General features: G+C 49.6%; 20 protein-coding genes and 1 riboswitch. Of the genes, 9 read left to right on the top strand and 11 right to left on the bottom strand.

The window, feature by feature from the left end; all coding sequences use genetic code 11:
* Positions 1-52 precede the first annotated feature (52 nt).
* From SHEWMR4_RS09970 to SHEWMR4_RS09945, 6 genes are all read left to right on the top strand, one after another.
* Positions 53-877, top strand: coding sequence for an ATP-dependent zinc protease (locus tag SHEWMR4_RS09970; protein ID WP_011622665.1), 825 nt, complete (start codon positions 53-55; stop codon positions 875-877).
* Positions 878-1,027: 150 nt separating this feature from the next.
* Positions 1,028-2,536, top strand: a complete 1,509-nt coding sequence (locus SHEWMR4_RS09965; RefSeq protein ID WP_011622664.1) for a UUP1 family membrane protein — start codon at positions 1,028-1,030, stop codon at positions 2,534-2,536.
* The gene (locus tag SHEWMR4_RS09960) at positions 2,536-3,480 is read left to right on the top strand and encodes an alpha-L-glutamate ligase-like protein (protein ID WP_011622663.1); all 945 of its coding nucleotides are present in this window, start codon (positions 2,536-2,538) and stop codon (positions 3,478-3,480) included. Before SHEWMR4_RS09965 ends, SHEWMR4_RS09960 begins: the two co-directional genes overlap by 1 nt.
* Positions 3,455-5,362 (top strand): M3 family metallopeptidase, encoded by a 1,908-nt coding sequence (locus SHEWMR4_RS09955; RefSeq protein WP_011622662.1) that lies wholly within the window; start codon positions 3,455-3,457, stop codon positions 5,360-5,362. The genes SHEWMR4_RS09960 and SHEWMR4_RS09955 overlap by 26 nt, the downstream gene beginning before the upstream one ends.
* The gene (locus SHEWMR4_RS09950; protein ID WP_011622661.1) at positions 5,289-6,488 is read left to right on the top strand and encodes a DUF3541 domain-containing protein; all 1,200 of its coding nucleotides are present in this window, start codon (positions 5,289-5,291) and stop codon (positions 6,486-6,488) included. The genes SHEWMR4_RS09955 and SHEWMR4_RS09950 overlap by 74 nt, the downstream gene beginning before the upstream one ends.
* A gap of 174 nt (positions 6,489-6,662) precedes the next feature.
* A complete protein-coding gene (locus SHEWMR4_RS09945; RefSeq protein ID WP_011622660.1) occupies positions 6,663-7,565 on the top strand; it encodes a LysR family transcriptional regulator in 903 nt (300 codons plus the stop codon).
* A 177-nt stretch (positions 7,566-7,742) separates the two neighbouring features.
* On the opposite strand, the gene SHEWMR4_RS09940 is transcribed toward SHEWMR4_RS09945, so the two are convergent.
* The 9 genes from SHEWMR4_RS09940 to SHEWMR4_RS09900 form a co-directional block, all read right to left on the bottom strand.
* Positions 7,743-9,896: a putative metalloprotease CJM1_0395 family protein gene (locus tag SHEWMR4_RS09940; RefSeq protein ID WP_011622659.1), complete on the bottom strand. Its 2,154-nt coding sequence runs from the start codon at positions 9,894-9,896 to the stop codon at positions 7,743-7,745.
* Positions 9,897-9,898: 2 nt separating this feature from the next.
* Positions 9,899-10,162, bottom strand: coding sequence for a hypothetical protein (locus SHEWMR4_RS09935; protein ID WP_011622658.1), 264 nt, complete (start codon positions 10,160-10,162; stop codon positions 9,899-9,901).
* A gap of 124 nt (positions 10,163-10,286) precedes the next feature.
* The gene (gene thiH / locus SHEWMR4_RS09930) at positions 10,287-11,402 is read right to left on the bottom strand and encodes a 2-iminoacetate synthase ThiH (protein WP_011622657.1); all 1,116 of its coding nucleotides are present in this window, start codon (positions 11,400-11,402) and stop codon (positions 10,287-10,289) included.
* Positions 11,399-12,163, bottom strand: coding sequence for a thiazole synthase (locus SHEWMR4_RS09925; RefSeq protein WP_011622656.1), 765 nt, complete (start codon positions 12,161-12,163; stop codon positions 11,399-11,401). The genes thiH and SHEWMR4_RS09925 overlap by 4 nt, the downstream gene beginning before the upstream one ends.
* A gap of 1 nt (position 12,164) precedes the next feature.
* Positions 12,165-12,368 carry a sulfur carrier protein ThiS gene (thiS, locus tag SHEWMR4_RS09920; RefSeq protein ID WP_011622655.1) on the bottom strand — a complete coding sequence of 68 codons (204 nt, stop codon included), beginning with the start codon at positions 12,366-12,368 and terminating at the stop codon, positions 12,165-12,167.
* Positions 12,365-13,384: a HesA/MoeB/ThiF family protein gene (locus SHEWMR4_RS09915; RefSeq protein WP_011622654.1), complete on the bottom strand. Its 1,020-nt coding sequence runs from the start codon at positions 13,382-13,384 to the stop codon at positions 12,365-12,367. Before SHEWMR4_RS09915 ends, thiS begins: the two co-directional genes overlap by 4 nt.
* Entirely contained in the window at positions 13,381-15,078 is a 1,698-nt protein-coding gene (gene thiE / locus SHEWMR4_RS09910; protein ID WP_011622653.1) for a thiamine phosphate synthase, read from the bottom strand. Before thiE ends, SHEWMR4_RS09915 begins: the two co-directional genes overlap by 4 nt.
* Before the next feature lie 2 nt (positions 15,079-15,080).
* Entirely contained in the window at positions 15,081-17,243 is a 2,163-nt protein-coding gene (gene thiC, locus SHEWMR4_RS09905; protein WP_011622652.1) for a phosphomethylpyrimidine synthase ThiC, read from the bottom strand.
* Positions 17,244-17,401: 158 nt separating this feature from the next.
* A riboswitch (TPP riboswitch) is annotated at positions 17,402-17,500 on the bottom strand.
* Positions 17,501-17,675: 175 nt separating this feature from the next.
* Positions 17,676-18,794: a hypothetical protein gene (locus tag SHEWMR4_RS09900; protein ID WP_011622651.1), complete on the bottom strand. Its 1,119-nt coding sequence runs from the start codon at positions 18,792-18,794 to the stop codon at positions 17,676-17,678.
* Positions 18,795-19,070: 276 nt separating this feature from the next.
* Here SHEWMR4_RS09900 and trhA point away from each other — a divergent pair, with 276 nt between their 5' ends.
* A complete protein-coding gene (trhA, locus tag SHEWMR4_RS09895) occupies positions 19,071-19,754 on the top strand; it encodes a PAQR family membrane homeostasis protein TrhA (protein ID WP_011622650.1) in 684 nt (227 codons plus the stop codon).
* Positions 19,755-19,845: 91 nt separating this feature from the next.
* On the opposite strand, the gene SHEWMR4_RS09890 is transcribed toward trhA, so the two are convergent.
* Positions 19,846-20,376 carry an NUDIX hydrolase gene (locus SHEWMR4_RS09890; protein ID WP_011622649.1) on the bottom strand — a complete coding sequence of 177 codons (531 nt, stop codon included), beginning with the start codon at positions 20,374-20,376 and terminating at the stop codon, positions 19,846-19,848.
* Positions 20,377-20,489: 113 nt separating this feature from the next.
* The gene (locus SHEWMR4_RS09885; RefSeq protein WP_011622648.1) at positions 20,490-21,332 is read right to left on the bottom strand and encodes a tRNA (adenine(22)-N(1))-methyltransferase; all 843 of its coding nucleotides are present in this window, start codon (positions 21,330-21,332) and stop codon (positions 20,490-20,492) included.
* Positions 21,333-21,647: 315 nt separating this feature from the next.
* Here SHEWMR4_RS09885 and SHEWMR4_RS09880 point away from each other — a divergent pair, with 315 nt between their 5' ends.
* Both SHEWMR4_RS09880 and SHEWMR4_RS09875 read left to right on the top strand, forming a co-directional pair.
* On the top strand, positions 21,648-23,714 hold the full coding sequence (locus tag SHEWMR4_RS09880) for a glycoside hydrolase family 97 protein (protein WP_086022269.1): 2,067 nt from the start codon (positions 21,648-21,650) through the stop codon (positions 23,712-23,714).
* Positions 23,715-24,029: 315 nt separating this feature from the next.
* Positions 24,030-24,914, top strand: coding sequence for a helix-turn-helix domain-containing protein (locus SHEWMR4_RS09875; RefSeq protein WP_011622646.1), 885 nt, complete (start codon positions 24,030-24,032; stop codon positions 24,912-24,914).
* The last annotated feature ends 13 nt before the right edge of the window (positions 24,915-24,927 follow it).

The raw sequence follows: 24,927 nt of genomic DNA, 5'->3' as shown, positions 1-24,927 counted from the left end.
GCCTAGGTAAACCCTAGGCATAAAACCCGTTTTAACGCCAATAGGAAGTACTATGCTAAAGCAGTTGATCGCTATCGCCGTTGCCAGCAGCTTAATGGGTTGCGCAGCGACAGAACCGACCGCCCACGCCCCCAAACCACTCGATACTGATACCTTTAATACCCGTCTTAATCAGCAGCAAGATCAATTAGTGGCTGCGATTAATCAGCAATGCCAGCCTGCAGATTTAACCTCGCTTGCGACACTCAATAGCCAAGTCGAGCAGCTCAGTCTGCAAATCAATCATTTAAATCAAGCGGCGAAAAACCTCACCGCGCAAAAGCAAGCCGCGGTGGTGACGCCTGCACCGAGCCAATGCCCCAAATCCGCCCTTGGGGATAAGTTTTTACTCGGTGAAATCGAAAATGTGTTTATCGATGAACTCAACGCCAGCTTTGCCACCCGCATTGATACCGGCGCAGAGTCCTCCTCCATCGATGCCCGTAATATCACGCTGTTTGAACGCGATGGCGCCCAATGGGTGCGCTTCGATGTGTATACCCAAGGGGAAAAACAGCCAGCGACAAATTTCGAATCTAAGGTCGTACGTTTTGTACGGATCAAGCAGGACGCGAATGAAAAGGACGATCGCCGCCCCGTGATCCACGCGCACCTTAAGATTGGCCAATATTCAGCAGAGACTGATCTTAACCTCACCGACCGTAGTCACCTCGACTACCCCTTATTGCTCGGCCGCAAATTTATTAAAGATATCGCCGTAGTCGATGTCGGCCAGCGTTATATACACGGTAAAGCCAAACAGCCCAAAGCCACAAAACAACCCGATCCTGAACAACCTAAAGCAGAGTCAGCTATCGTCTCCAGCGGCAAAAAATAATAACCGCTTGAGCCAAAGCAGCTCAATCTGACGCAGCCTGACGCAGCTAATACCCGCCACGCGTAATCTAACGCGTGACGACGAGTTCGAACCGCCAATGCCTGGGTAATCCCACGCTTTTCGGCTATTGGCGCAACATGGGAAACACGTATGCATTCACGTAAACCTTTTTACATTTTGGTGGCATTACTTTTTATTGTCGGTTTAAGCGCCAGTATCTACCGCGGCGTTAAGCATCAGGTGCCTTTTCTCCCCGGCGAGCAAGTTCAAAGCTGGGCGGTTGACGCCAAGATAAGCTTCGATGGCACAGGGGATGCGGCCGAAGTGTCCTTCTCTTTACCACAGGATCCCGCCTATGAAGTCTTGGTCGAGAACGCCAGCTCCCCAGGCTTTGGGCTGTCACTGAGTGATGATAAAGACGCGCGCCGCGCAATTTGGTCTATTCGTGAGGCCTATGGCAGCCAAGATCTCTATTATAAAGTGACCCTAGTGCCGACGGGTGTGACCCAAATCCACAGCGACGATATCCCAAGTCAGCCGGAACCTTACCTCTGGCCCGCGACCGAGAAGACCGCTGCAGAGCAAGTAATTAACGAAACCTGGGCGCGCAGCGCATCGAACTTGTCCTTCGCCCAGCAATTAATGAATGCAATCACGGCCACTAAGCGTAGCCAGAATATGGAGCTGTTGTTATCGAGCCAAACCGCGACGCAAGTGTTTTTGCATATGCTGCAAACTAAGGGCATTCCCGCCCGTGAAGTCAGCGGACTCTACCTTGAAGATCAGCGCCGCCGCCAATCCCTCTCGCCCTTTGTGGAAGTGTTCCATAACGGCGGGTGGGTCTTGTTCGATTTAGTTAAAGGCAAGCAAGGCCGACCAGAGAACTTACTGCTGTGGGAACGTTCGGGCCATTCCGTGCTCGATGTGATGGGCGGCGTGAACTCGCAGGTGCATTTCTCGATGTTGCAAGACACCCGCTCGGCATTAGCGACATCCATCGATATGATGATGAATAACAATGCCTTGGATTTTTCACTCTACCAATTACCGCTAGAAGAACAGAGTCTATTCAAGGGCATTTTATTGATCCCTATCGGGGTGCTGATGGTGGTGTTTTTACGGGTGATCATTGGGGTGAAAACCTCGGGCACCTTTATGCCAGTCCTTATCGCCCTCGCCTTTATTCAAACCAGTTTAGTCACGGGCTTAGTCGGCTTCTTACTGATCGTGGCCTGCGGCCTAATGATCCGTTCTTATTTATCCCAATTAAATCTGTTGCTGATCTCGCGAATATCGGCGGTGATCATCGTCGTTATCGGCATTATCGGTGTCTTTACCTTGCTCTCCTATAAGTTCGGTTTAAGCGAAGGACTGACGATTACCTTCTTCCCGATGATTATTTTGGCGTGGACCATCGAACGTATGTCTATTCTGTGGGAAGAAGAAGGCCCGAAAGAAGTGATAGTGCAAGGCGGTGGCAGCCTAATGGTCGCCACCCTCGCCTACTTAGCCATGAGCGCCAGTTGGGTACAACACTGGGTATTTAACTTCCTTGGGCTCCACTTAGTGATCTTGGCCTTAGTGCTATTAATGGGCCAATACACAGGTTATCGCCTACTGGAACTCAAACGCTTTAAACCACTCGCGGGGGATGCCTAATGAATATTGCTTGGCCATGGGAGCTTCGCGCGCGCGGCGTGCTCAATATGAATAAGCGCAATATCGATTACATTGGTCGCTATAATCCGCGTAAATTTTATAAACGAGTGGACGATAAACTGCTGACTAAACAGTTAGCACTGGCCAATGATATTGCCGTGCCCGATTTAATCGCCGTTGTGCGTGAGCAGCACGAAATCGTGCATATTCCCGAGCGCGTTAAGGACCGCACAGGGTTTGTGATCAAACCTGCCAAGGGCTCTGGTGGTAAAGGCATTTTAGTGATCACCCATATCGAACAGGGACGTTACTATAAACCCAGCGGGCATGAAGTCAGCCCATCGGAATTGGATAGACACGTGTCCAATATCCTCAGCGGTTTATTCTCCCTTGGCGGCAAACCCGATGTGGCGATTGTCGAGGGACTGATTGAATTCGATCCTGTGTTTGATGGTTACAGCCATGAAGGCGTGCCCGATATCCGCTTGATTGTCTTTAAAGGTTTTCCGGTGATGGGAATGCTCAGGCTCTCCACCGCAGCCTCCGATGGTAAGGCCAATTTGCACCAAGGCGCCGTAGGTGTGGGCGTTGACATTGCCACGGGAAAAGGGTTACATGCTGTGCAATTTGATGCTCCAATTGAGTTTCATCCAGACACAGGCAAAAAACTCACCGATATCGTCGTCCCCCATTGGGACAGCTTGCTGCATACCGCATCGAGCGCATATGAAATGTGTGAGATGGGTTATTTAGGCACAGATATGGTGCTTGATCAGACTAAAGGCCCGCTGTTATTGGAACTCAATGCACGCCCGGGACTGGCGATCCAGATTGCAAATGGAAAAGGCATTTTGCCTAGACTTAAGCATGTCGAAGCCATGTCATCCCATTCAATGACAGTTGCAGAACGTGTAGCCTATGCAAAAATCCATTTTAACGGCTAGCCTGTTTGGCTGGTGTTTATCCTCCCTCGGTGCAGCCTATGCTGCGCCAAGTCCTGTGCCGCTGCTGGTTGAGCAGTGTTTGCGCCAACCCAATATCGATTTGGCTGGCGCCTTCGCCAGTTACGTCAGCACCCACCAGCTCCAAAGCTTAACACTGGCAGATAAGGCCCTAGTGTTAGAGCAGCAAACCATAGGGCTGAATAATGTCAACGACAGACTCACCTACTACCGAGGTTTGCCACTGTCGGGGGATGAGCGCCAAGGTTTACTGCAGTGTCAGTTGCGCTTGGCCGACACTTTGAGCGACTTACTAAATCAGGCGGAATTTAGCCAACTGGCGTTTGAGCTGACGCAAGCAGCATCGATAAATCATGCTGCAGCAAGTCAGGAACAGGCCTTGCTCGGCGAGCAATTAACGGCTTTATTGCGCCAACATTTATCCATTATGGATAAAGCCAAGCTGCACACGGCGCAGGCCAGCATTCGCCAAGGTTTAGGTAACCAGCAATTTCAACTGGATATTCAAGCGGCTAACTGCCAGCTCACGGATGAAGGAGCCGAGGTTAATACAGCCAATAACGATGAAGAAACGGCAAATTCAGGCACTTTTTCAGGGACTATCGCCAATTACCTGTTAAAGCAATCTAATGCCGAATGTCGGCAAACCCTGTGGCAAGCCTATCAAGGTCGAGCCAGAGAACATAATCAAGTCGCCTTACACCGCATTGCCGAGCTACGCCAACGCATTGCCAATGACGCAGGTTTTAGCGATTACGCCAGTTACAGCCTAAGCGATCAGCTACTCAATACCCCGGAATTAGTTAAAGCGTTTCTCGATAGCCAAACCGAAGCGATTCAGGTTGCACCTTGGGATCTTGGCCGTACCTTATCGCAATTACCCAGTGCGCAAACCACCGCACTCAATACCCGTGAGCTGCTCGACAAGGCCTTAACAAGCTTAAGCGAGTTTGGTTTACGTTTTGAGGTGATTAGCGAGCATCTAGACTCGGCAGCCACTCAAACGGCACTTTCTCAAACGGCACTCGCACAAGCGCAGCAACAGATCCTCCGTGTTTACCATATGGATAGATTATTGGGAGAAGTATATCTGGCTATCGGCGCTCAAGATAAAGTGAATAAATCTAGGAATGCCAGTCAACACACCCTCAGACAAAATGTGATTGGACAGCAATTTGGTCAACAGGCGCTTGAGCTCCCCGCGACACTTAATAATTTCAAAGATATCGAACGCTTTACCCAAACCCTCGCCGATGCAATGACTTCACTGGCGCGCGGCAGTCATTTTTACCTTAACAACACCTTAGGCCCGACGCTCGATACCAATCAATTACCGAGTCTTTGGCTCGCTAAGGTATTACGCCAAACGCTATTCCCCCAATTTGATACCCTATATATTCAGCCGAGGGAAACGCTCGCAAGCACCTATGCAACGCAGCTTAAAGTCTTTCGCGCTAAGGTAGCACTTAACTTTTACCAGTCCTTAAACCAGCAAAGCTATCCGGATCTGCCTGCTGAGTTTAGCAAAAGCTTTGGGGCGAACTGGACACAAGCGATTGATTACCCATACAGTTTCAATGCAATCGCCAACGAAGGCCCACGTTATTATCAATCCCTGTGGCAAGCCAAACTCGCAACGCTTGTCCATCAATCCACCCAAGACTGCCAAGATAAGCTTGGGCTTTTTAATCTCCTCGTGGTCAATGAGACCGCACTCACCTTGAGCGAGCAACTGCGCGCCATACTTGGCGAACCCGTGGATGCCGCTGCGCTTATCCAAAGGATTATCCATGTCTCAGGATCTGAAAATCACCCATACACCACAACCGAAACACAAACTCACACTACCCATTGCGCTTTTTAGCGGTTTAGCCTTATTTACCGCCCAGAGTGCTTTCGCCAACACGCAAAGCTCACCCCTAAGCCACGCAGGGCTTGAGTACTCACAAAACGTACTCAAGCCAAACGCCGCGGATAAAACCGAATTAAGCCAAAGCGACGTTGCGCAGCTTATTCAACAGAACCTTGAAACCCATCTCTATACACTCCCGCCTCGGGTGCAAGGCCATTATGGGATCCGCCTCTATCGCCTGACGGGCGATGAGCAATATGCCAACGCGGCGTTAGTCGATCTTTATGCGGTAACCGAAGCCCAAGCGTTTTATGCCTGCCAAATGGATAACCCTGAGTTTGTACGCCAAGCCTCACAAAACGCCATCGCCGAACTGGGCAATGGTCCCAGAGCCAAGGCCCGTAAAAAAGCCCTCGCGCCCTTTCCCGAGTTTTTATTTTACTCCGATGTGCTACTGCGATTTGCCAGTCGAATCGATGAGTTAGGCTTTACAGGTCCTTGCCATAGTCAAATGACCCAAGCCCTCAAAAAGGCCGACCTACGTCAAGGTTTGACCGATCCCGCGATGATTAAAGCCTGGGCGGCGCAGCTGATTAACTATGTGTATTGGGCCAAACAATTAGGCGTGGGAGATTATCTCGAGGACTATAAAGTGGCGTTTACTCGGGTTTACCCCGACGCGCAGGATGTCACACTCAGCAAAGCACAATTTCGCAATAAGCTCTACGGCATGACGCATTTTATCTTTGCCGCCAGTGAATATTATCAGCATCGAGTGGATGCCGCTGAGTTTGCATGGATTTTGGATTACTTTGACGCCAACATTGAGCGAATTTTACAGGATGCGACCGACGATATTATTGCAGAAGTCGGCATTAGTTTTCTGCTAGCGGGCAAGACAGACCACCCTGTCGTGGCTCAAACTCGGGCGTATATTGCCAACTCGTTCGACCCAAATAGTCAAATTATCCCCTCACCCAAGGGCAATCCTGACTTAGCCCTTGGCGAGCATCGTAATGTGCTAGCGATAATGTTACTTAATTGGCCACAAACCCTCTATCCCGGCCCCTATCTGAACGAACTTAACGCGACGAAAAAGTATTTACCTATGGGCGTCACGCCTAAGGTTATCGATTAACCCATTACCCATAGTTTGTACTGATAAGAGGTTGTCACGCCGCAACATTGCAACGCGATAACCTCTTTTTCAATTAACTGGATAATAGTATTGAAAAAACGATCATAGCTCGCCACTATAAGCCTCAATCTATCGCTTTTTTAGAAACCTGTCGTTTTCGACATGAGGACAACCATGACTCGCGCGAAATCCACCCTTGAGCAATGGCGTATTTTACAGGCTGTCGTCGACTATGGCGGCTACGCGCAGGCGGCAGAAAAGCTCAATAAGAGCCAATCCTCACTCAATCATGCGGTGGCTAAGTTACAACACCAGCTCGGTATAGAGCTACTCGAAGTTCGAGGCCGCAAAGCTTACCTGACACCACAGGGCGAAGTATTATTGCGCCGATCGCGCCATGTGACCCAAGCGGTCAATGAGTTAGAACAACTCGCTAGCAACCTTGAGCAAGGTTGGGAGCCCACACTCACCATTGCCCGCGAAATCGTCTATCCGATGGAAAGTCTAGTGTGCGCACTAAGTGACTTTTTGCCCCATAGCCGCGGCACTCGGATCATTATGTTGGACTCAGTCATCACAGGTACTCAAGAATTAATCCTTCAAAATAAGGTCGATATTGCAATTTGCGCCGGAATTCCACCGAAGGGCTATTTATCCGAGCCCCTGTGTGAACAGGAGCTGCATCTGGTTTGCCACCCGAGCCACCCCTTGGCAGAAATGGGCACCTTAGACGATGACAAGCTACTGGCGCAGCACCTACAACTGGTGATCAAAGACACGGGCCTGCAACCCAATGTTGATATCGGTTGGTTGAAGGCCGAGCAGCGCTGGACAGTATCGAACTTCCATGAGGCGAAAGTCATTTTAAATCAGGGCATTGGTTTCTGCTGGATCCCGTCCTTTCTTATCCAAGAGGAATTAGCCGCAGGTAAACTAGTGCGCTTACACCTCCAAGGCAGTCAGAAACGGCGGATTATGCTAAGCCTAGTGATCCCGAATCGTGACCAACAGGGCCCCGCTTCAAAACTGCTAGCCTCTTATCTCCTCAAACATCATGGTGTGAGTACAAGCGAATAACCACGCTCAGCTTCTTCCACCGTGTGCGGCAAAACGAGCACTTGGCTAGCAGGGAATCATTGAGGGTTTATCCTTTTAATGGCGACTGAACTTGTCATGCAGAGCAGGCTTAAGCGATTGGCCTTAATGGGTAAACGCTAGTTAGTAAAGATTTGCGAGCATATCGAGAATGAGAGGCTAGACATTCACATCTAAGAAGCGTGGACGGTGCAGTGCTAAGGTTTGAGGATTGAACAGGCCGCGTGTATTTTGACCGTTTGAGGACTCAAGCGCCAATCCATTGGACATAACACTGTCTGGCTCGTAGCTAGACGAATCACTTATCCGCTCAAGTGAAACATCATCCGAACCTGATTGATTAACTTCAGTGTTTCCCTTACTTGCCAGCGTTGCCACGGCGACCGAGCCATAAAAACGCACCGCATTACTGCCGTTTGTTGTGTGACTCGATGTACCCTTGTTGTCGCGAGACGACGCCAACCGCTGCATAGCAACCTCTGGCGCTTCATCCTTATTCGATACAGCGCCGAACGCTAAGGTCGCCGTTGGCGGCTCGATGGACTCTGTCTTATCAACTTCAGAGGTACTTGCTGCATCTGAGGTTTTACTCGATGCAACCTGCGCCGCAATGGCTTGTTTAATCTTATCAATCACGTCTGTTACAGGCGCCGATGGTTCCTCTTGGGGCGCAGTGATATTGCCATTAGCATCAATCTTGCCTGTGACTTGAATTTGCCGCTCCTTAAGCGGTGGTAAACCTTCAATCTGTGCCTCGGCGCCAATCAGCGTTTCCGTTGTCGGTTGATCAACAATCTGCTGCTGACGTTCCTCTGCAAGTTTCGCCTTGGCCTCATTCATTTTCTGCAGCGCTTCTGCGGCAACACGAATATCCGCCGAAGAAGGCTCCACGGGTGCCATCGCCGCTGCATAGACTTGCTTCATCTTATTGATGGTCGCCAGAGGATCGCCAGGCACTATCGACACATCGATTTGCACCTCACCGTCAGTCGCATAGCGTTGACCATCGGCACCTTTTTCATACTTGAAACTGGGGCTTTGGGCATATTGACCGCCCACACTGGCGTGAGCATGCTCATGGGCTTTGACTTCTGTGTCCCTTGATTTTAATGCGTCCACTTGGGCTTTTTGCTGCTCAATTGCCTTTTCTTGCGCCTGTTTAACTTGCTCCTTCGCTACGTCTTGCTGACGAGTTTGCTCATCCTGTGTCTGCTGAGCTTGTTTAGTTTGCTCTGCTTTGGCAAAAACCTCGGCTAACGCTTGCTGCTTTTGCTCCTGCTCTTGTACCGCCTGCGCCCTTGCCTGCTTCGCTTGTTCATCTCGCGCAACTTGAGCTTGAATTTGTTCTGTTTGAGTTTGCTGTTGTTGCGTTTGAGCATTTGGGGTTATTCCAGCACCGACTTGGCCGCGCTCACCCGAGGGTTCACTAAAAACACGGCTCAACTGCTCGCTTACACCACTGGATTGATTGCTATCAGGAAGCGCATTTGAATTGGCAAAAGCTGAAGCGCTGGAATGTGACGCATCGCCTGTCGCATCTGCAGCTGCAAATTCAGTCGCAAAAGGAGTCACCACTGCACTTGAGGCATTTGGATGAACGCTATTTGACCCGGTTGAGCCAATATTCGTAGCGACCGCCGTAGATGTAGAGAAAATATTGGCTAACCCCGCACTCGCGGAGTCAACACTGCTGCCAGTCGTGGCAATTGTGGCCGCAAGGCTTGGGGCCGGAGGAGAAAAAGGCGTAACAGCACCACTTGGGGCGCTAAAACCTACATCCGATGCCCCTAAGGTTGACACTGATGGCAGTGTGGCTATGACAGCAATTTGCCCTTCCCTCATTCCGCCAATCGAGCGAGGGCCTGTGAGTAAGCTAAAGCTAGTTGAAGCATGAAGGCTTGTATCTAACGGAGTCGAAACAGTCTCGTTAGAATGGAGTTGTGCCTTGGCATTTCCACCGAGAGCGGTGAAAGCCTTCTGAACAGCTCCAGTATCAACATGAGATGAAATCGGAGGACTAGCAGGTTTGACATCAGTCAATGAAGCGGGCGGTGTCGTACTGATTGGCATAGCTTGGTCCATCACAGCCCCGAGGCTGCTTAGTGATGGTGCAAGTGCCCCACTCGCTTCGAGTTTTGGCGCATTTAGGTTAGTGGTTGAAGCAAAGAGCGTTGCAACCGCCTGACCATTTCCCCCTTGATAAGTCTGTCCGCCTTGAGGTTTAACGCCTTTTGCTGGCTCAATAGACTTATCCGCGCCCAAAAACGAAGTGGATGGCGCGCCAATTTGTGCTGACAGCGCCATAACCGACATAACTATACCTTGATGTTAATTATCGAACCTATGGTTTCCGACTCTCGCTCGAGTACCTCAGTCGATGCCTCACCTTGTCGCAATGATTCATTCGCCGCCAGTAACGCCGAAGTTTTATCGGGTTCATCTACCGCCTTAGCGGTTTCTGTCGGCGCAGCACTTTGTGATGGGCTGGGTTTGGCCACATCAATCGTTGCCTGCGTTAACCCTGATTGAGCCGTTTGCAAGCCTTGCAGACCGGAAGCATAAGCAGATTGGATTTGCATAGGAGTATTCCTGCATCTGGTGATGATTGGATTAATTATTAACCAACTCGAGTGCGAAGTACAGATTTATCGCCCCTTCTAGCGGCATTTTCGAGCGCATTTCTGCAGGAAATTCGCACGCAATCTAACCCGCAATCCAAGCCGATTCCCAATCCTTAAAAACCGGATTAAATCCCCGAAGGCGCATCTGAGTCATGACTTGCTCAACGGTACGTTCATCGCTTATCTCAAACTGATCTAATTGGCTCTCTGGCGCCTGATAACCACCAGGTTGCGTTGAACTCCCCGCACTCATTTGTGTTATCCCAAGTGGCAGCAAATTATCCCGAAGTGATGGCGCCTCGCGTGTCGATAAACTGATATCAAGTTGCTGATTAAAAAGCCTGAAGGCACAGATCAATTGTACCAGTCCAAGATCGGTTAAATGCACTTTTGGTGTTATGCCGCCGGTACAAGGCCGCAAACGAGGTAACGAAATACTAAAGCGAGTCCGCCAATAATGCCGTTCTAAATAGTCCAAATGATGCCCCATCAGTAAGGCATCGAGTCGCCAGTCATCCAAACCCAATAACACGCCTAGGCCAATCTTATCGACACCTGCGCTGGCAACGCGGTCGGGCGTTGCGAGCCGATACGCAAAGTCCTGCTTATTGCCTCGGGTGTGATGCTTAGCATAGGTCGCCGCTTGATAGGTTTCCTGATACACCATCACAGCATCAAGCCCTAGCTCGACAAGCTGGCGATAATCAATCTCTTCAAGCGGCTGAACCTCCATAGCCAAATAACTAAACTGCTGTTTTACAATGGGTAACACGCGCTTAAAGTAATCTATCCCCACTTTGGTTTCATGCTCACCCGACACCAGTAAGATGGAGTCAAAACCACGGGATTTAATAATCGCCATTTCGGCCGCAATTTCCTGCTCATTGAGCACTTTACGCTTTAACTTATTGCTCATGCTAAAGCCGCAATAGTCGCACTCGTTGGCACACAGATTTGACAGATATAACGGCAAATAGAGTCCAATATTGGCCCCAAAGCGTTGCCGAGTGAGCGCCGCCGAGCGCTGCGCCATCTCTTCGATATAGGGCTCTGCTGCTGGAGACAACAAGGCGAGTAAACTCTCTAGATTACCCTCGGGTTGCATCAGGGCGCGCTCAACCTCCGCTGCCGTGCAGGAATATAACGCCAGCAATAACTTATCCCGTTCAATGCGGGCAAATTGGTCGACAAAACTCATTGCTGCAAGAATCCCGTTAATGGACTGGTATGGACAGCCTGGGTTTGCACTCGGCCAAGCCCCGCTTCAAAGGCGCGTCGCCCGCAATCTACTGCATCCTTAAAGCACAGCGCCATGTCAATGGGAGAAGCACTGCTCGCAATGGCGGTATTAACCAGCACGGCATCCGCTCCCAATTCCATCGCGTGCGCCGCATGGGATGGCGCGCCGATCCCCGCGTCAATCACCACAGGCACTTTTGCCTGCTCAATAATCATCTTAATAAAAGGCTCAGTCACCAACCCCTGATTGGTGCCAATTGGGCTTGCCAATGGCATCACGGCAGCGCAGCCGACCTCTTCTAAGCGGCGACACAGCACAGGATCGGCATGCACGTAGGGCATCACGATAAACCCGCGTTCACACAAGGTTTTGGCCGCCGCTAACGTCTCGACTGCATCGGGCATCAGGTATTTAGGATCGGGATGAATTTCAAGTTTAACCCATTGTGTTCCCAGCATTTCCCGCGCTAATTCGGCGGCGAATATCGCTTCTTTAGCATTACGCGCCCCCGAGGTATTAGGCAAGAGTCGCACGCCCGCTTGCCTAAGTGGCGATAACAAATCATCGGCCCCTGTTTTTAAATCAATTCTTTTCATCGCAACCGTAACCAACTGCGACTGAGACGCCTTAATTGACTCCATCATCAGCTGACTTGAGCTGAATTTTCCCGTGCCCGTAAATAATCGTGACTCAAATTCCACGCCCGCAATCGTTAACATCTTAACCTCCCGCGACAACGGCAAATACATCAATCTTATCCTCGTTTTGGCACTGGATAGATGACCATCGGTGTTTTGGCACAACGGCCTCATTAAGCACTAAGGCAACCGAGTGTTGGCAAATATTTTGTGCTTCTAACAAGGCTTGTAAACTCAGCGGTTGTTGCAGTGTTTGGGGCACATTATTGAGATGAATTAAAATCATAACAAACCTCGATTATGGACAGATTTGAATGAAACGGTTGCGGTCGAATGCTGGGTGTTAGCATTCGCCTTTTCTACGCGCTCGCTTGATTGGCATTGCATGAATTCACTCGGCTTTAATGAATTAGGCTTTAATGAACTCGGTTTTAATCCGCACACTTCGCACTCGGGATCACGGGTTAATGCGGCCGAATGCCATTGTAGCAACTTGGCATCGAAGCGCCAGAATCGCCCAAGTAGCGCTCTCGTGGAGGCGATGGAAGGGCTTGCCTCTTCGAAACTCTGATTATTACCTGTTTGCTTTGTAGCAGAGGTTGGCGGCGTGGCTAATAATAACAATTGCATCGCTAGCAGCGCCTGCATCGATGCCATCACGCCGACACTGGGGCCGAGCACACCTTGGCTGCTACAATTTTGTGGCGCGCGAGTCTTCGAGGGGAAAATACAGTGATAACAACCGCCCATTGGGAAACGCTGTTGATCAACCGCAAACAGTTGGCCGTTGAAAGTGGCAATAGAGGCGCTCACCAGAGGCAAGGCATACTCAATACACAGTCGATTGATACAATGGCGCGCCGCAAGATTATCGGTACAATCAAGCACTAACCTCGTCTCATCGCCATGGGCTAACAGACGAGCAAATACCGCGCTCGCAGACTCAAGAGTCAACCGCTCGGCAAAGGCATCAATCTCACAACCTTGCGCCAACACGGCCAATTTTTGTTTAGCAATGAGGGCTTTGTGATGGCCAATATCGTCGTCACTAAAGAGTAATTGCCTTGGCAGATTGGATAATTCCACCCTATCGCCATCGACAAGCGTTAAGCGCCCAACACCGGCACAAGCCAAATACTGCGCCGCCAATTGCCCAAGGCCGCCGAGGCCTACGATAAGGACATGAGCCTGTTTAAGCTGCAACTGGCCAGCCTCGCCGACTTCAGGTAAAAATATTTGCCGCGAATAACGAATAAAGTCTTTATCGGCAAGGGATTGCGCCTGATCTTGTATGATGCTCATAGGCTTGACTCCCAAGCCCGAGTCAATTCGGCATAGGCCATTACTGGATCATTTGCTTCGGTAATCGCCCGCACCACGGCAATATTGCTCACCCCAGTCGCTTTGACTTGGTCAAGATTCGAAGGTCCTATGCCGCCAATTGCCACTAAGGGATAGTGCGCATTTAACAGCTCAACATAATGAGTGAGTTTACATAATCCCTGCGGCGCCGATGGCATTTGCTTGGTGGTCGTCGGGAAGATATGCCCAAGGGCGATGTACGATGGCGCATGTTGATGGGCACGCAGCAACTCGAAATAACCGTGGCTCGAGATGCCAAGCGCCAGTCCTGCTGCATGAATGGCGTTAAGATCCGTTACCGCCAGATCTTCTTGGCCGAGATGGATCCCAAATGCGCCATGCTTTATCGCTAACTGCCAATGATCATTGATAAAAAGCTGCGCATCATAATGCTTACCTAAGGCAATCGCGGTTTGGATTTGTGCCTCAAGTTCGTCCGACGCCAGCACATTAGACTTTAGCGCATTAGACTTTATCCTGAGCTGTACCGTCTTCACGCCTGCCGCCAATAACTGGTCGAGTAACAGTAAGTTATCAACAACTGGATAAATCCCTAAGTCAGGATCAAGGCGATTAAACGCGCCGCATTGCAAATCACTGGATTCACTCAAGCTGTTTTGAGAATAAGCAGTGACGTGAGGATACGCCGTTAAATTGTGCGGCCAAGCGGTACGCGCCAGTGGCCCTGGGCCTTGGCCAATCCCCTCTGCATAAGTTAAGCCTTGATTGACATAGGCTTTTGCTACCACAACCGCATCCTGCAATACAAAGCCAGAGGCCAACACCGAGGCGATGGCCGAAGACAGAGTACAACCACTGCCGTGGTTATGGCGCGTGTTTATCCGCACACTGCTCAGCCAAAAACCGCCATTAGCGTCAAGCGGTGAACAGCCAGTAACCTGATGACAAATCAACAAATCTTCCGCCAAACGCTGATTATCTGTGGCGATATGATGACTTGTGATATCGCTTTTGTGATCGCTTAAGAGATCACTGGTGTTAATGCCATCACTTGCTTGAGCCGCAAAATCAATATCGCCGCCCTTGGCTAATACGCTGCACGCTAATTGCGCTGAGAGTTGCATTGCCGCAGCGGCGAATTCTGCTTTTGTGTGTATTGCTGACGCTTGTTTGTCTGTGGCGGCAGTTAGCCTTGCCAACTCCTGCACATTCGGCGTTATCAGGCTAATCAAGCCCTTAAAGGGAGTAAAATCCAGAGGTTTACTTGCAGTGCTCTTATCACCTAACTCATCACCACAGCTTGCAACCATCACAGGGTCGAGAATAACGGGGACGAGTGGAAATTGGGTTTTAAAACCAGCCAACCAGTCGGCAACTAAGTGCAGTTGCTGCTGATTTGCGAGTAAACCAATCTTAATCGCCTGAGGCGGTAGATCGGCTAACAGGGTCGAGAGCTGTGTGAGTAACATTGCCTCACTCACAGGCTCAACTAACTCCACCGCCACCGAACTTTGGGCCGTTAACGTGGTGATCACGCTGCATCCATGGCCGCCCAAATCCTTGATGGTGGCTAAGTCGGCTTGGATCCCCGCGCCGCCACCGCTGTCTGAACCCGCAATGGTCCAGACGATAGGTTTAGGCGCCACCTGGCTAATATCTTTAGCAGGGGTCATGATCAAACCTCCGCAACCTGTGCTGTCGGTCTGAGCTCTGTCCCATCCTGCTGCTTGGCCGATTCGTTGGCTGTATTTGCTGTATTAGCATCGCCCAGCGGCAGATACAGTTTGGCGCCGGAAGCCGCAAACTCGGCCGATTTTTGCGCCATGGCCGCCGCTAATTCATCTTGGGTTTTGACTCTGATTTGCTGGAGTGCCTCAGTGTTTGATTGCCCTTGTTGAGCAGGGTTTATCGATGCAAGCGCTTCAGCGCTCTCAACATTTTGGCTTGACGAAGCCACTGACAACGTACCCGCCGCTAAACTTGCCGCATAGTCGCGCACATCTTGGGTGATCTTCATCGAGCAGAACTTTGGGCCACACATAGAGCAAAAGTGCGCAACCTTGGCCGACTCCTGTGGCAGAGATTCATCGTGATAGGCTCGGGCGGTATCAGGGTCGAGTCCCAGGTTATATTGGTCTTCCCAACGGAATTCAAAACGCGCCTTGGATAATGCATTGTCGCGGATCTGCGCGCCTGGGTGGCCCTTAGCAATATCGGCGGCATGGGCGGCAATCTTGTAGGCAATCAGCCCTTGTTTGACGTCCTGCTTATTGGGCAAACCTAAGTGTTCTTTCGGCGTCACATAGCAGAGCATGGCGCAGCCATACCATGCGATCATCGCCGCACCTATCCCAGAGGTGAAGTGATCGTAACCCGGCGCAATATCAGTAATTTGTGGACCTAGAGTATAAAACGGCGCCTCGGCACAGTGAATAAGCTGCTTATCCATATTCTCTTTGATAAGTTGCATCGGGATATGTCCAGGCCCTTCGATAATGGTCTGCACATCGTATTCCCAAGCGATTTTGACCAACTCGCCTAAGGTCTCAAGCTCGGCAAACTGCGCCTCATCATTGGCATCGGCAATCGAGCCTGGACGCATACCATCGCCTAATGACAGCGACACATCGTAGGCCACGCACAGCTCGCAAATCTCACGAAAATGGGTATAGAGGAAGTTTTCTTGATGGTGGCTCAAGCACCATTTAGCCATAATCGAGCCGCCGCGGGACACAATTCCAGTCACCCGTTTGGCGGTCATGGGTACATAGCGCAATAACACGCCCGCGTGGATGGTGAAGTAATCGACGCCCTGCTCCGCTTGCTCAATCAAGGTATCGCGAAATACTTCCCAGGTCAGGTGTTCTGCAACCCCATTCACTTTTTCAAGTGCTTGATAAATCGGCACTGTGCCAATAGGCACTGGCGAGTTGCGGATGATCCATTCGCGGGTTTCATGGATATAGCGCCCAGTGGACAAGTCCATCACAGTGTCTGCGCCCCAACGGGTTGACCAGACTAGCTTTTCGACTTCCTCCTCGATGGAGGACGTGACCGCCGAGTTACCGATATTGGCATTCACTTTCACTAAGAAGTTACGACCAATAATCATAGGCTCGGCTTCTGGATGATTGATATTTAACGGAATAATCGCGCGGCCACGGGCAATTTCATCGCGGACAAACTCTGGGGTAATCGGTTTACCAATCACAGCGCCGAAGGATTCACCTTGGCCACGGCGGTTTAAGATTTCATCTTGCACCTCGGCGAGCGCCATATTTTCTCGAATCGCAACATATTCCATTTCAGGGGTAATAATCCCTTGGCGGGCATAGTGTAATTGGCTCACGCGTTTACCCGGTAAGGCACGGCGAGGACGAACAATCGCACTTGAGCCGGCTTCGAAACGCAGATGATCGAGCCCATCATCCTTGAGGCGTTGCTGGGTAAAATCTGAGGTTGCACAATCAAGCACTTCGGTATCTTGGCGCTCGATAATCCAAGGTAATCTGAGTTTGGCTAAGCCTTGGCGCACGTTAATTTGCGCAGCCGGATCGGAATAAGGACCGGCGCAGTCATACACAGGAATGGGAGGGTTTTTCTCGACTATGGGCGCGGTCGCAGTGCCGCCAATCCGTGTATCGGTTTGCAGAATTTGCCGCATCCCTACACGGAGATCCTCACGGCTTCCCTGCAAATATAACTTTTGCGAATTAGGGTGTTGTAATGGTTTAAGGGTATCGATAAAGGCTTGCGCCTGGGCGCGCGCCGCACGGCGGCTCGTTTGCCCTTGGGCATTAACGGCAATCGATTCTGAGGACGATTCTAAACTGGACATAAGCAATCTCACTTTAACAAATAAAAATGGGGTTGCTTGTCTGGAGACTTGAGTGTTGAAGCCGAGCCTTGCAAACCCTAAGCGGGTTTACGGACTCAATAACGACTAAATCGATGGGTTAATACAGGGCAAAAGGTGGCCGCTGATACGATTTAATGGATGTTATTATGCTTGTTTCCTTCGCAGGTTTTAACCTGATCAGGTTCAACGGATCCCGAATAAACGGTCTCAGCCAAGAGGCACTCCGACAAGATGGGCAAAAGTATAGGCAGAAGCGCAGTGAACAAACAAGCGTAATTTCAGAATAAAAAATAAATTATCAATCAAAAACAAAGAATGCATAACCATTTGTATTTAAATAAGTTAAACTTCAACACCTTTTGCTTTTCATGTTTTCAATTATTTTCAGTGAAAATTTATCATCACTATTTTTTAACCTTTTGGCCGCTTTACCATCATTTTATCGAGCTGCGCCTTAATGGCATCATCAATTTCTTGGTTCATTTTCTTGCCACTGCAATCAAAGGGGAAACCTAAATTCTCGGCATAGGGATTAATTTGGGTGCCCACCTTAACGACCCTATAGCAGGTATCTCCTTTACGGACAATTCGATTGGGATCCAGTTCTAAATCCAAACTGGTGGGGCCGCTAAAATCGTCTGCATTGGGCACAATCAGTACCTCCATCTCAGGGCTCATTTCAGACAAATTCGACCGTTTGCTGTAATGATTTGCTTGTTCTAACACTAAATCATCCAAGGCTTGCTCACGCTGGCGTTCAAAATAGCGCTGAGTAAATAATCCCACGCTACCAGCCGCCCCGCCGCTTTGCCCAATTGCCGCTGACGGCTCTGTACTTACCGCTTGTGCCGAGCTTGATTGGGTTTCTACCTTTTGAGGCTTAACAGCCTCTTTTGCACTCTGCTGGGTTTGGCCCTGAGTTGAGGCGTTAGGCGCTGATGTGCTTGATACTGGTGCTTTTGATGCTTTTACTTTTGATAATTGGGCACTGACTTCAGGAGGTTTTGTAATCTGCTCAGTGGGTTTTGGCATCGGCTTTACCGTATTAGGCGGTGAAGTTATCGGCTCGCTAGAAACCGCAGGCTCTTCCACAGAAGGATCTTTAGCCGAACCAGCAGGAGCGGTTTGCGTTGGCGGCGCATAAATAAAATATGCCTTTAATGCTTTGGTTGCAGTTCGTGCATTGGCTGAAGATTCGCTAAACGACAGCCCTAACTGCTCCGACTGGGTTCGCCATAAAAAAATTAATAATAACAGCAGTAAGCCATGGCCCAGGATGACCCAAAGTAATAGCTTAAGATTGAAATAATGCGACCACTCTCGCCAACTTAAGCCTGAATGGGGTTGGAATGCACTATCGCTCTCTCTTTGGTTAGCCTCATTCAAATTGAGGTTTATTGCACTCCCCAAAGGCTCTGCATGGGCGCTAAAAGAGGTAGCACAAAATGCGACAGTCTCATCGTTTGTCACACGGCTGTGCGCAACAAAACTGAGATCATCTTCTGGGGTAATAGTCGAACGAACAGGCAAAATCCATCCCTTAGTACTTTATGGACAAAGTACTTAACAAATCCATGATTACTACGGGGGATTAGAGAAAGCGCACCGCACAAAGTTCCAAGGCGTTGACATTAATCAGTCGTAAACAGGCACCATAATGTTGTACAACTAGATAAGAGTTCGCCTAAGTCTCAGTTGATAGTGTAAACCCTAAAATAAATTAGCTTACACGTGTAAGCTAATTATGGCTTTCCAATTGACCAACTGATAGACTCAGTCATTATCGCCATCGAGTGGATCAACAGCATGCCAAGCCAGAGTTTGATAGAGCCGCAAATGAGTCATGAAAAACCATTGAATATCAGTGGGTATAGCCTTAGTGAAGAGATAGCCAATAGCATAAGTCATGGCCTAGGGGTGATCGCGGGCGTAGTAGGCTTAGTGTTTATGATCCTTAAAGGCGCCGACCACCTCACCAACATTCAGCTCACAGGTGTTATTATTTATGGTGCAAGCCTCATCCTGTTGTTTTTAAGTTCTACCTTGTATCACAGCGTGACACACGTAGGCTGGAAACATAAACTCAAGATTGCTGACCATTGTGCCATCTACTGCTTAATTGCGGGCACTTATACGCCACTAATGTTAATCAGTCTGCAGGGAGAGCTATCGACCATTATCCTCACGGCGATTTGGTCTTTGGCCATTGGTGGCATTCTATTTAAAACCTTATTTATTCATCGCTTTAAAAAGCTCAGTCTCGTGCTCTATCTGGCGATGGGATGGCTGTGTGTAACTGTGATTGGCGATTTGACGGCGGCGATGTCACCGCTAGGATTTAAGCTTCTGCTATTGGGTGGGTTGTTTTACACCTTAGGGGTGATCTTCTATGTCGGTAAACGCATTCCGTACAACCATGCAATTTGGCATTTATTTGTGTTGGCGGGAGCGATGAGCCATTTCTTTTGTATTTATTTAACCGTGATCTAGCCGCTAAGACTGCCTTTCTTCACAAGCCATCCTTAGATGGCTTTTTTATGTCTGCGCTTTTTGAGCCAATAAGACCATCGAGCATGGCTCTCTACAGTAATTCTTCAACGATTCGTTTGAGCAGAAAGGTTTCCCTATCGATGGATTGCCCTTTATTGGCAAACGTCCGTAGGATCGCTTCATTATGGGCAATCGCTTGATGGATATTGATCCACTCTGGTCGCATCCCGTTTTTTATCTCATGGGCTTCGAGTCTTGGCTCACCCAAACCACGTTCGCCAAGGCTCATATCGATTTCGCAAAGATAGCAGTAAGAGTCCATATGCATCACGTTTGCCCCCTCACGAAACCAGGAACGATATTCCTCATAACGGCCAAAGGGTGCTAACACTCTGGCGGCAATGGCGCCGGTTTCTTCTTGCAATTCGCGGATAAGTCCAACTTCGAGGCTCTCGCCCTTATCCACCCCACCGCCAGGCAAACCATAATCCCGATATTTCTGGGTATAGAGCAGCAAAATATCTTCCCCCGACAGCACTATGGCGCGGGCGGCTTGACGATAAAAAATCTTCGCCTGTTTAAGATTGAGATTGGCAGCTTGGGTGGACTTCAATAAACGCATAATAAAACTCAAGATTAACGGCCTATTAGCATAAACCAACTCGATGGATTTACAGAGCAAAACCGTTTTAACGCCAGGATGTAGCGCTCAATGGGCGCATTTGACCTATAGGGTTAACAATTCAGTTGCTGCAAAATGTGCTGATAGGCCGCCACAATTTGGGGTTTGTTGGGCATACGATGCTCAGGAATACGCTGATAATGACCTATGGTTTGGTCAAGATAACGCTTGGCCTGACGGGTTTTATCCGCATCTAACCCTTGCCACATGATTGAGCCCGTCGCACTTAAGGGCACAGCTTCAGTTATTTTTGAGCAGGTATTCGTCTTTGAGCTGGCATTTGCCTGAGTTAAATGCAGTATCTCGTAGAAACGTTGGTTTTCTTCGAGTAAATATTCATCTTTAAGGGATAAGCCCAATTCCGCCAACGCGCTGCGCACATGGTAATGATGATGCACGGGACACAAAATAAATTCGAGCTGGCGGGCGCCTTGACTAAGGTCATGATTACTCGAATCATTTCCACTGTGAGCATCACTTTGACTTTGCTGATTCGCCACAATACTGCGCACCAATTTAACCAATAACTCACCACCGACACCCGCAATAATTACTAAGTGTTTGGCTTGCTTGCCGTATTGCGCCAGTGGCAAGGCCGCCACATCGAGGCAATGCACTTGCCATTCACTCTGGGCATGGGTGGTTTGCTCAGTTGTGGTTTGCTCAGTTGCATTTTGAACGTTTGAGATTGGTAACGGAGGGAAAAACCTTGCTAACTCAAGACTGAGTTGCTGCATCAAGGGCGCGACACAATCGACAAAATGCACCTTAGGTGCGGCATTTCTTTGCAGTAACAGCATGCCGAGTAAGCCATGATCGCAGCAGCAGTCCCAGATATGATCGTACCCCGGCCCCACCATCTGATTGATCTGCTGTAATCGCTGACTGATTTTCACCGCTCACTCCCAAACGCGTTGATATCGCTGCTCATATCGGCTTACGCCTTAAGCGCCTTAAGCGCCTTAAACAAAATAAGAAAGCCAAGAAAGCCGCGCATTCTACCCGAGTCAACAGTTAAAACCCATATCTTTACTCTTTACGCCTTGCGTTCGGCCAGCCGCCTACCCGCTCACTATGGTGAATACGTATGCAAAGCATTGCGAGCAAAAACCCATCGCCACTAGTATGCATTGACCCATATTCACTATAAAAACAAGGATCAGGGAATGTTCAGCAATCCTCTTACCCACGCACGCCACATCAACTCGCCAATGCGAAATAGCCGCCATTGGGCCGCCAGCCTATTCACGCCCAGCTTGCTAGCACTCAGCATTGGCAGCCTGCTCTGCACCAGTGCCGCAGCACAGACCCTCAACCTGAGCTCCCCCGATAAGCAAATCGTCTTGAGTCTGAGTGATGATACGGGCCGTCCCGAATACCAAGTCCATTTTCATGGCAAATCGATTATCGAACCGAGCCGCTTAGGGTTAGTCTTTGCCTCATTGGGCGAATTAGGCCAAGGTCTTCGCATCAAATCGAGCCACACCGCCAGTGCCAATGAAAAATGGCAGCAACCTTGGGGTGAACAAGAGTGGATAAAGGATCAACACAATCAACTGAGCGTGGTATTAACCGACGGTAAAATCGACTTAAACCTCGAGTTTAAAGCCTTTGACGATGGCATCGGCTTTCGTTATCACTTAGCGGCCCAACACGCCCTGCCGACCAATACGCCGCTTGCCATTACCGATGAACTTACCGAATTTAATATTGGCCAGAGTGATAAGGCCACCGCCTGGTGGATCCCTTCTCGGGGATGGAACCGCTACGAATATCTGTATCGCACCAGCGCGCTCAATCAGGTCGACCGAGCCCACACCCCTTTTACCTTTAAACTGGTCGATGGCACCCATTTGAGCATTCACGAGGCGGCGTTAGTTGATTTTGCCTCGATGACCCTCGATCAACAGCGTGATGGCAAGCTCAAGGCCGATCTGACTCCTTGGTCAGATGGTATTCGGGTTAAAACCCAAGCGGGCTTTTATACCCCATGGCGCACGATTCAAATCGCCGATAAAGCCACGGGACTGCTTAATTCTCACCTTATCCTCAACCTGAATGAGCCCAATAAACTGGGGGATGTCTCTTGGGTTAAACCGGGCAAATATGTCGGTATTTGGTGGGGAATGCACCTCAATGAAAACACTTGGGGCTCGGGCCCAACACACGGCGCAACCACCAGCGAAACAGAGCGCTATATGGATTTCGCCGCCAAGTACCAGTTTGATGGGGTCTTGGTCGAAGGTTGGAACCAAGGTTGGGATGGCGATTGGTTCCATAATGGCGATCAATTCAGTTTTACCAAGGCCTACGATGATTTCGATTTACCCGCCATTACCGCCTACGGCGCGAAAAAAGGTGTGCGCCTGATTGGTCACCATGAGACCGCAGGCTCAGTGACCCATTACCGTAATCAAATGGATGATGCCTTCGACCTGTATGAAAAACATGGCGTGACCCAAGTCAAAACCGGTTACGTGGCAGACGGTGGACAAATCAAACGCATCGATGAAAATGGCATCACCCGTCACGAATGGCACGATGGTCAGTTTATGGTCGGTGAATATCTGCATAGTGTCACCGAAGCCGCAAAGCACCATATCAGCATCAACAGCCATGAGCCGATTAAAGATACCGGACTTCGCCGCACCTATCCGAACTGGCTTGCCCGCGAAGGCGCACGTGGACAGGAATACAATGCCTGGGGTAGCCCACCAAATAACCCAGAACACACTGCCATGCTGCCCTTTACCCGCATGCTGGCAGGGCCAATGGACTTTACCCCAGGGATTTTTGACTTAGCCCCCAAGGGCTTAGATGCCGAAAACCGCGTGCAAACCACCTTGATGAAGCAGCTCGCCCTGTATGTGGTGCTCTATAGCCCAATCCAAATGGCCGCAGATTTGCCGCGCAATTACCAAAAACATCTAGATGCTTTCCAGTTTATCCGCGATGTACCAACAGACTGGTATCAAAGTATCGCACTGGCTGGCGAAGTGGGTGATTATGTGGTGTTTGCCCGTCAGGCCAAGGATCAACAGGATTGGTACTTAGGCGCGCTGACCGATGAAAATGCCCGTCAGGTTAAGGTCAAACTGGATTTCCTCGACCCAAATAAACGCTATCAAGCACAGATCTACCGTGATGGTGCTAAAGCCGATTGGAAAACCAATCCCTATGATTATGTAATTGAAACTAAAGAAGTTAGCGCCAAGGATAGTCTGACATTACAGCTAGCCAGCAGTGGCGGCACAGCAATCCGCTTTAAAGCGCTGTAACGACAAGCGCTAACATGAACGCTTAAAAAAACCGAGCAATAGTCACTATTACGACAGTGACTATTGCAACCACAATCCTAGCGACAGTTGTCATTACAATAGTCACCGAGAAGCCCTTCTTGGTGACTATTTTTTTATTGAGCCACTTCGTTACATGTTTAAGTTACTTGCTTGAGTTGCTTAGTTTTAGTTACAGCGCCTAACAACCGTTGGCGGATTTCATGTGAGCAGGAGCACGCCCTCCACTACTGAGTCACACTCAACACGGATGCAAATTGAATTAAGTTAGCTTAAGCTAAACTCCCCCAATGCTTAATGGTGACGACCTTGCGATACACGGCTAATGAACTCGAAATGCGCAGTTTTAAGCGTTTCGAGACCCAATTTGCCCACTTAGGCTTTAATCATTTTCAAGCCATTGCCCGACTGCGCCCTTGGGTGCAGCGTTATTTTCACTTGCATGTCGCGGAAGATTTACCACAGCCAATCGAACAATGCTTCTATCCTGACGGCGGCACAAGCCTGCATTTCTATTTACCATCACCCAGCACTGGCGATAGGCCTTTAGCGTATTTTTACTCGGGACAGCAGCGGCATTATCACAGCTTCGCACCGGGTACCGAACAAATTACGGTGCGTTTTCAGCCCGGTGGCGCATTCCATTTATTGGGTCTTGAGCTTGCCGCTATTCGCGTCGATACGACAGCAAACGTTATCGATGTGACCCAGTGGCCCATCGTTGGTTTAACGGCGCTCTTATACCAACTCGTCGACACACCACAGCCTAGCGAGCGTATCGCCCTCGTGGAATGCTGGCTATTGCAACGAGCGAAGCAATTAGACTTAAGCTTATCGACGCGAATGAGCCTAGTTCCCGCAACCTTGCCTCGACTCATCCACACCCAAGCCAATTTAGACACGTTTTACGGGCAACTCCCCATAAGTCGGCGCCAATTTGAACGTAAATTTAAGCAGGAAACGGGTTTATCGCCCGCGCAATTATTGCAGCTGAATCGAGTCAAAATCGCCCGCAACTTATTGACCCAATCGCCATCCCTTAGCCTAGCGCAGGTGGCCTTCGATTGTGGATTTTACGATCAAGCCCATCTACATCAGCATTTTTTGCGGGTAATGCAGCAAACACCGGGGCAATATAAAAAACGCAAGATGTCGCAAATCTCCAATAAAACGCCCGATTAAGCCCTTAGATTGA

The organism is Shewanella sp. MR-4 (assembly GCF_000014685.1).
Taxonomy (GTDB): Bacteria; Pseudomonadota; Gammaproteobacteria; order Enterobacterales; family Shewanellaceae; genus Shewanella.
This window is presented reverse-complemented; position numbering and strand designations above follow the sequence as displayed.

Coding starts and splice junctions, on each gene's coding strand:
- SHEWMR4_RS09875 (WP_011622646.1), top strand. CDS start 24,030: ATGGTGACGACCTTGCGATACACGGCTAATGAACTCGAAATGCGCAGT.
- SHEWMR4_RS09965 (WP_011622664.1), top strand. CDS start 1,028: ATGCATTCACGTAAACCTTTTTACATTTTGGTGGCATTACTTTTTATT.
- SHEWMR4_RS09915 (WP_011622654.1), bottom strand. CDS start 13,384: ATGAGCATCATACAAGATCAGGCGCAATCCCTTGCCGATAAAGACTTT.
- SHEWMR4_RS09890 (WP_011622649.1), bottom strand. CDS start 20,376: ATGCGTTTATTGAAGTCCACCCAAGCTGCCAATCTCAATCTTAAACAG.
- thiC (WP_011622652.1), bottom strand. CDS start 17,243: ATGTCCAGTTTAGAATCGTCCTCAGAATCGATTGCCGTTAATGCCCAA.
- SHEWMR4_RS09935 (WP_011622658.1), bottom strand. CDS start 10,162: ATGCAAATCCAATCTGCTTATGCTTCCGGTCTGCAAGGCTTGCAAACG.
- thiE (WP_011622653.1), bottom strand. CDS start 15,078: ATGACCCCTGCTAAAGATATTAGCCAGGTGGCGCCTAAACCTATCGTC.
- thiH (WP_011622657.1), bottom strand. CDS start 11,402: ATGAGTTTTGTCGACCAATTTGCCCGCATTGAACGGGATAAGTTATTG.
- SHEWMR4_RS09945 (WP_011622660.1), top strand. CDS start 6,663: ATGACTCGCGCGAAATCCACCCTTGAGCAATGGCGTATTTTACAGGCT.
- trhA (WP_011622650.1), top strand. CDS start 19,071: ATGCCAAGCCAGAGTTTGATAGAGCCGCAAATGAGTCATGAAAAACCA.
- SHEWMR4_RS09970 (WP_011622665.1), top strand. CDS start 53: ATGCTAAAGCAGTTGATCGCTATCGCCGTTGCCAGCAGCTTAATGGGT.
- SHEWMR4_RS09950 (WP_011622661.1), top strand. CDS start 5,289: ATGTCTCAGGATCTGAAAATCACCCATACACCACAACCGAAACACAAA.
- SHEWMR4_RS09925 (WP_011622656.1), bottom strand. CDS start 12,163: ATGTTAACGATTGCGGGCGTGGAATTTGAGTCACGATTATTTACGGGC.
- SHEWMR4_RS09960 (WP_011622663.1), top strand. CDS start 2,536: ATGAATATTGCTTGGCCATGGGAGCTTCGCGCGCGCGGCGTGCTCAAT.
- SHEWMR4_RS09955 (WP_011622662.1), top strand. CDS start 3,455: ATGCAAAAATCCATTTTAACGGCTAGCCTGTTTGGCTGGTGTTTATCC.
- SHEWMR4_RS09940 (WP_011622659.1), bottom strand. CDS start 9,896: ATGTCGGTTATGGCGCTGTCAGCACAAATTGGCGCGCCATCCACTTCG.
- SHEWMR4_RS09880 (WP_086022269.1), top strand. CDS start 21,648: ATGCGAAATAGCCGCCATTGGGCCGCCAGCCTATTCACGCCCAGCTTG.
- thiS (WP_011622655.1), bottom strand. CDS start 12,368: ATGATTTTAATTCATCTCAATAATGTGCCCCAAACACTGCAACAACCG.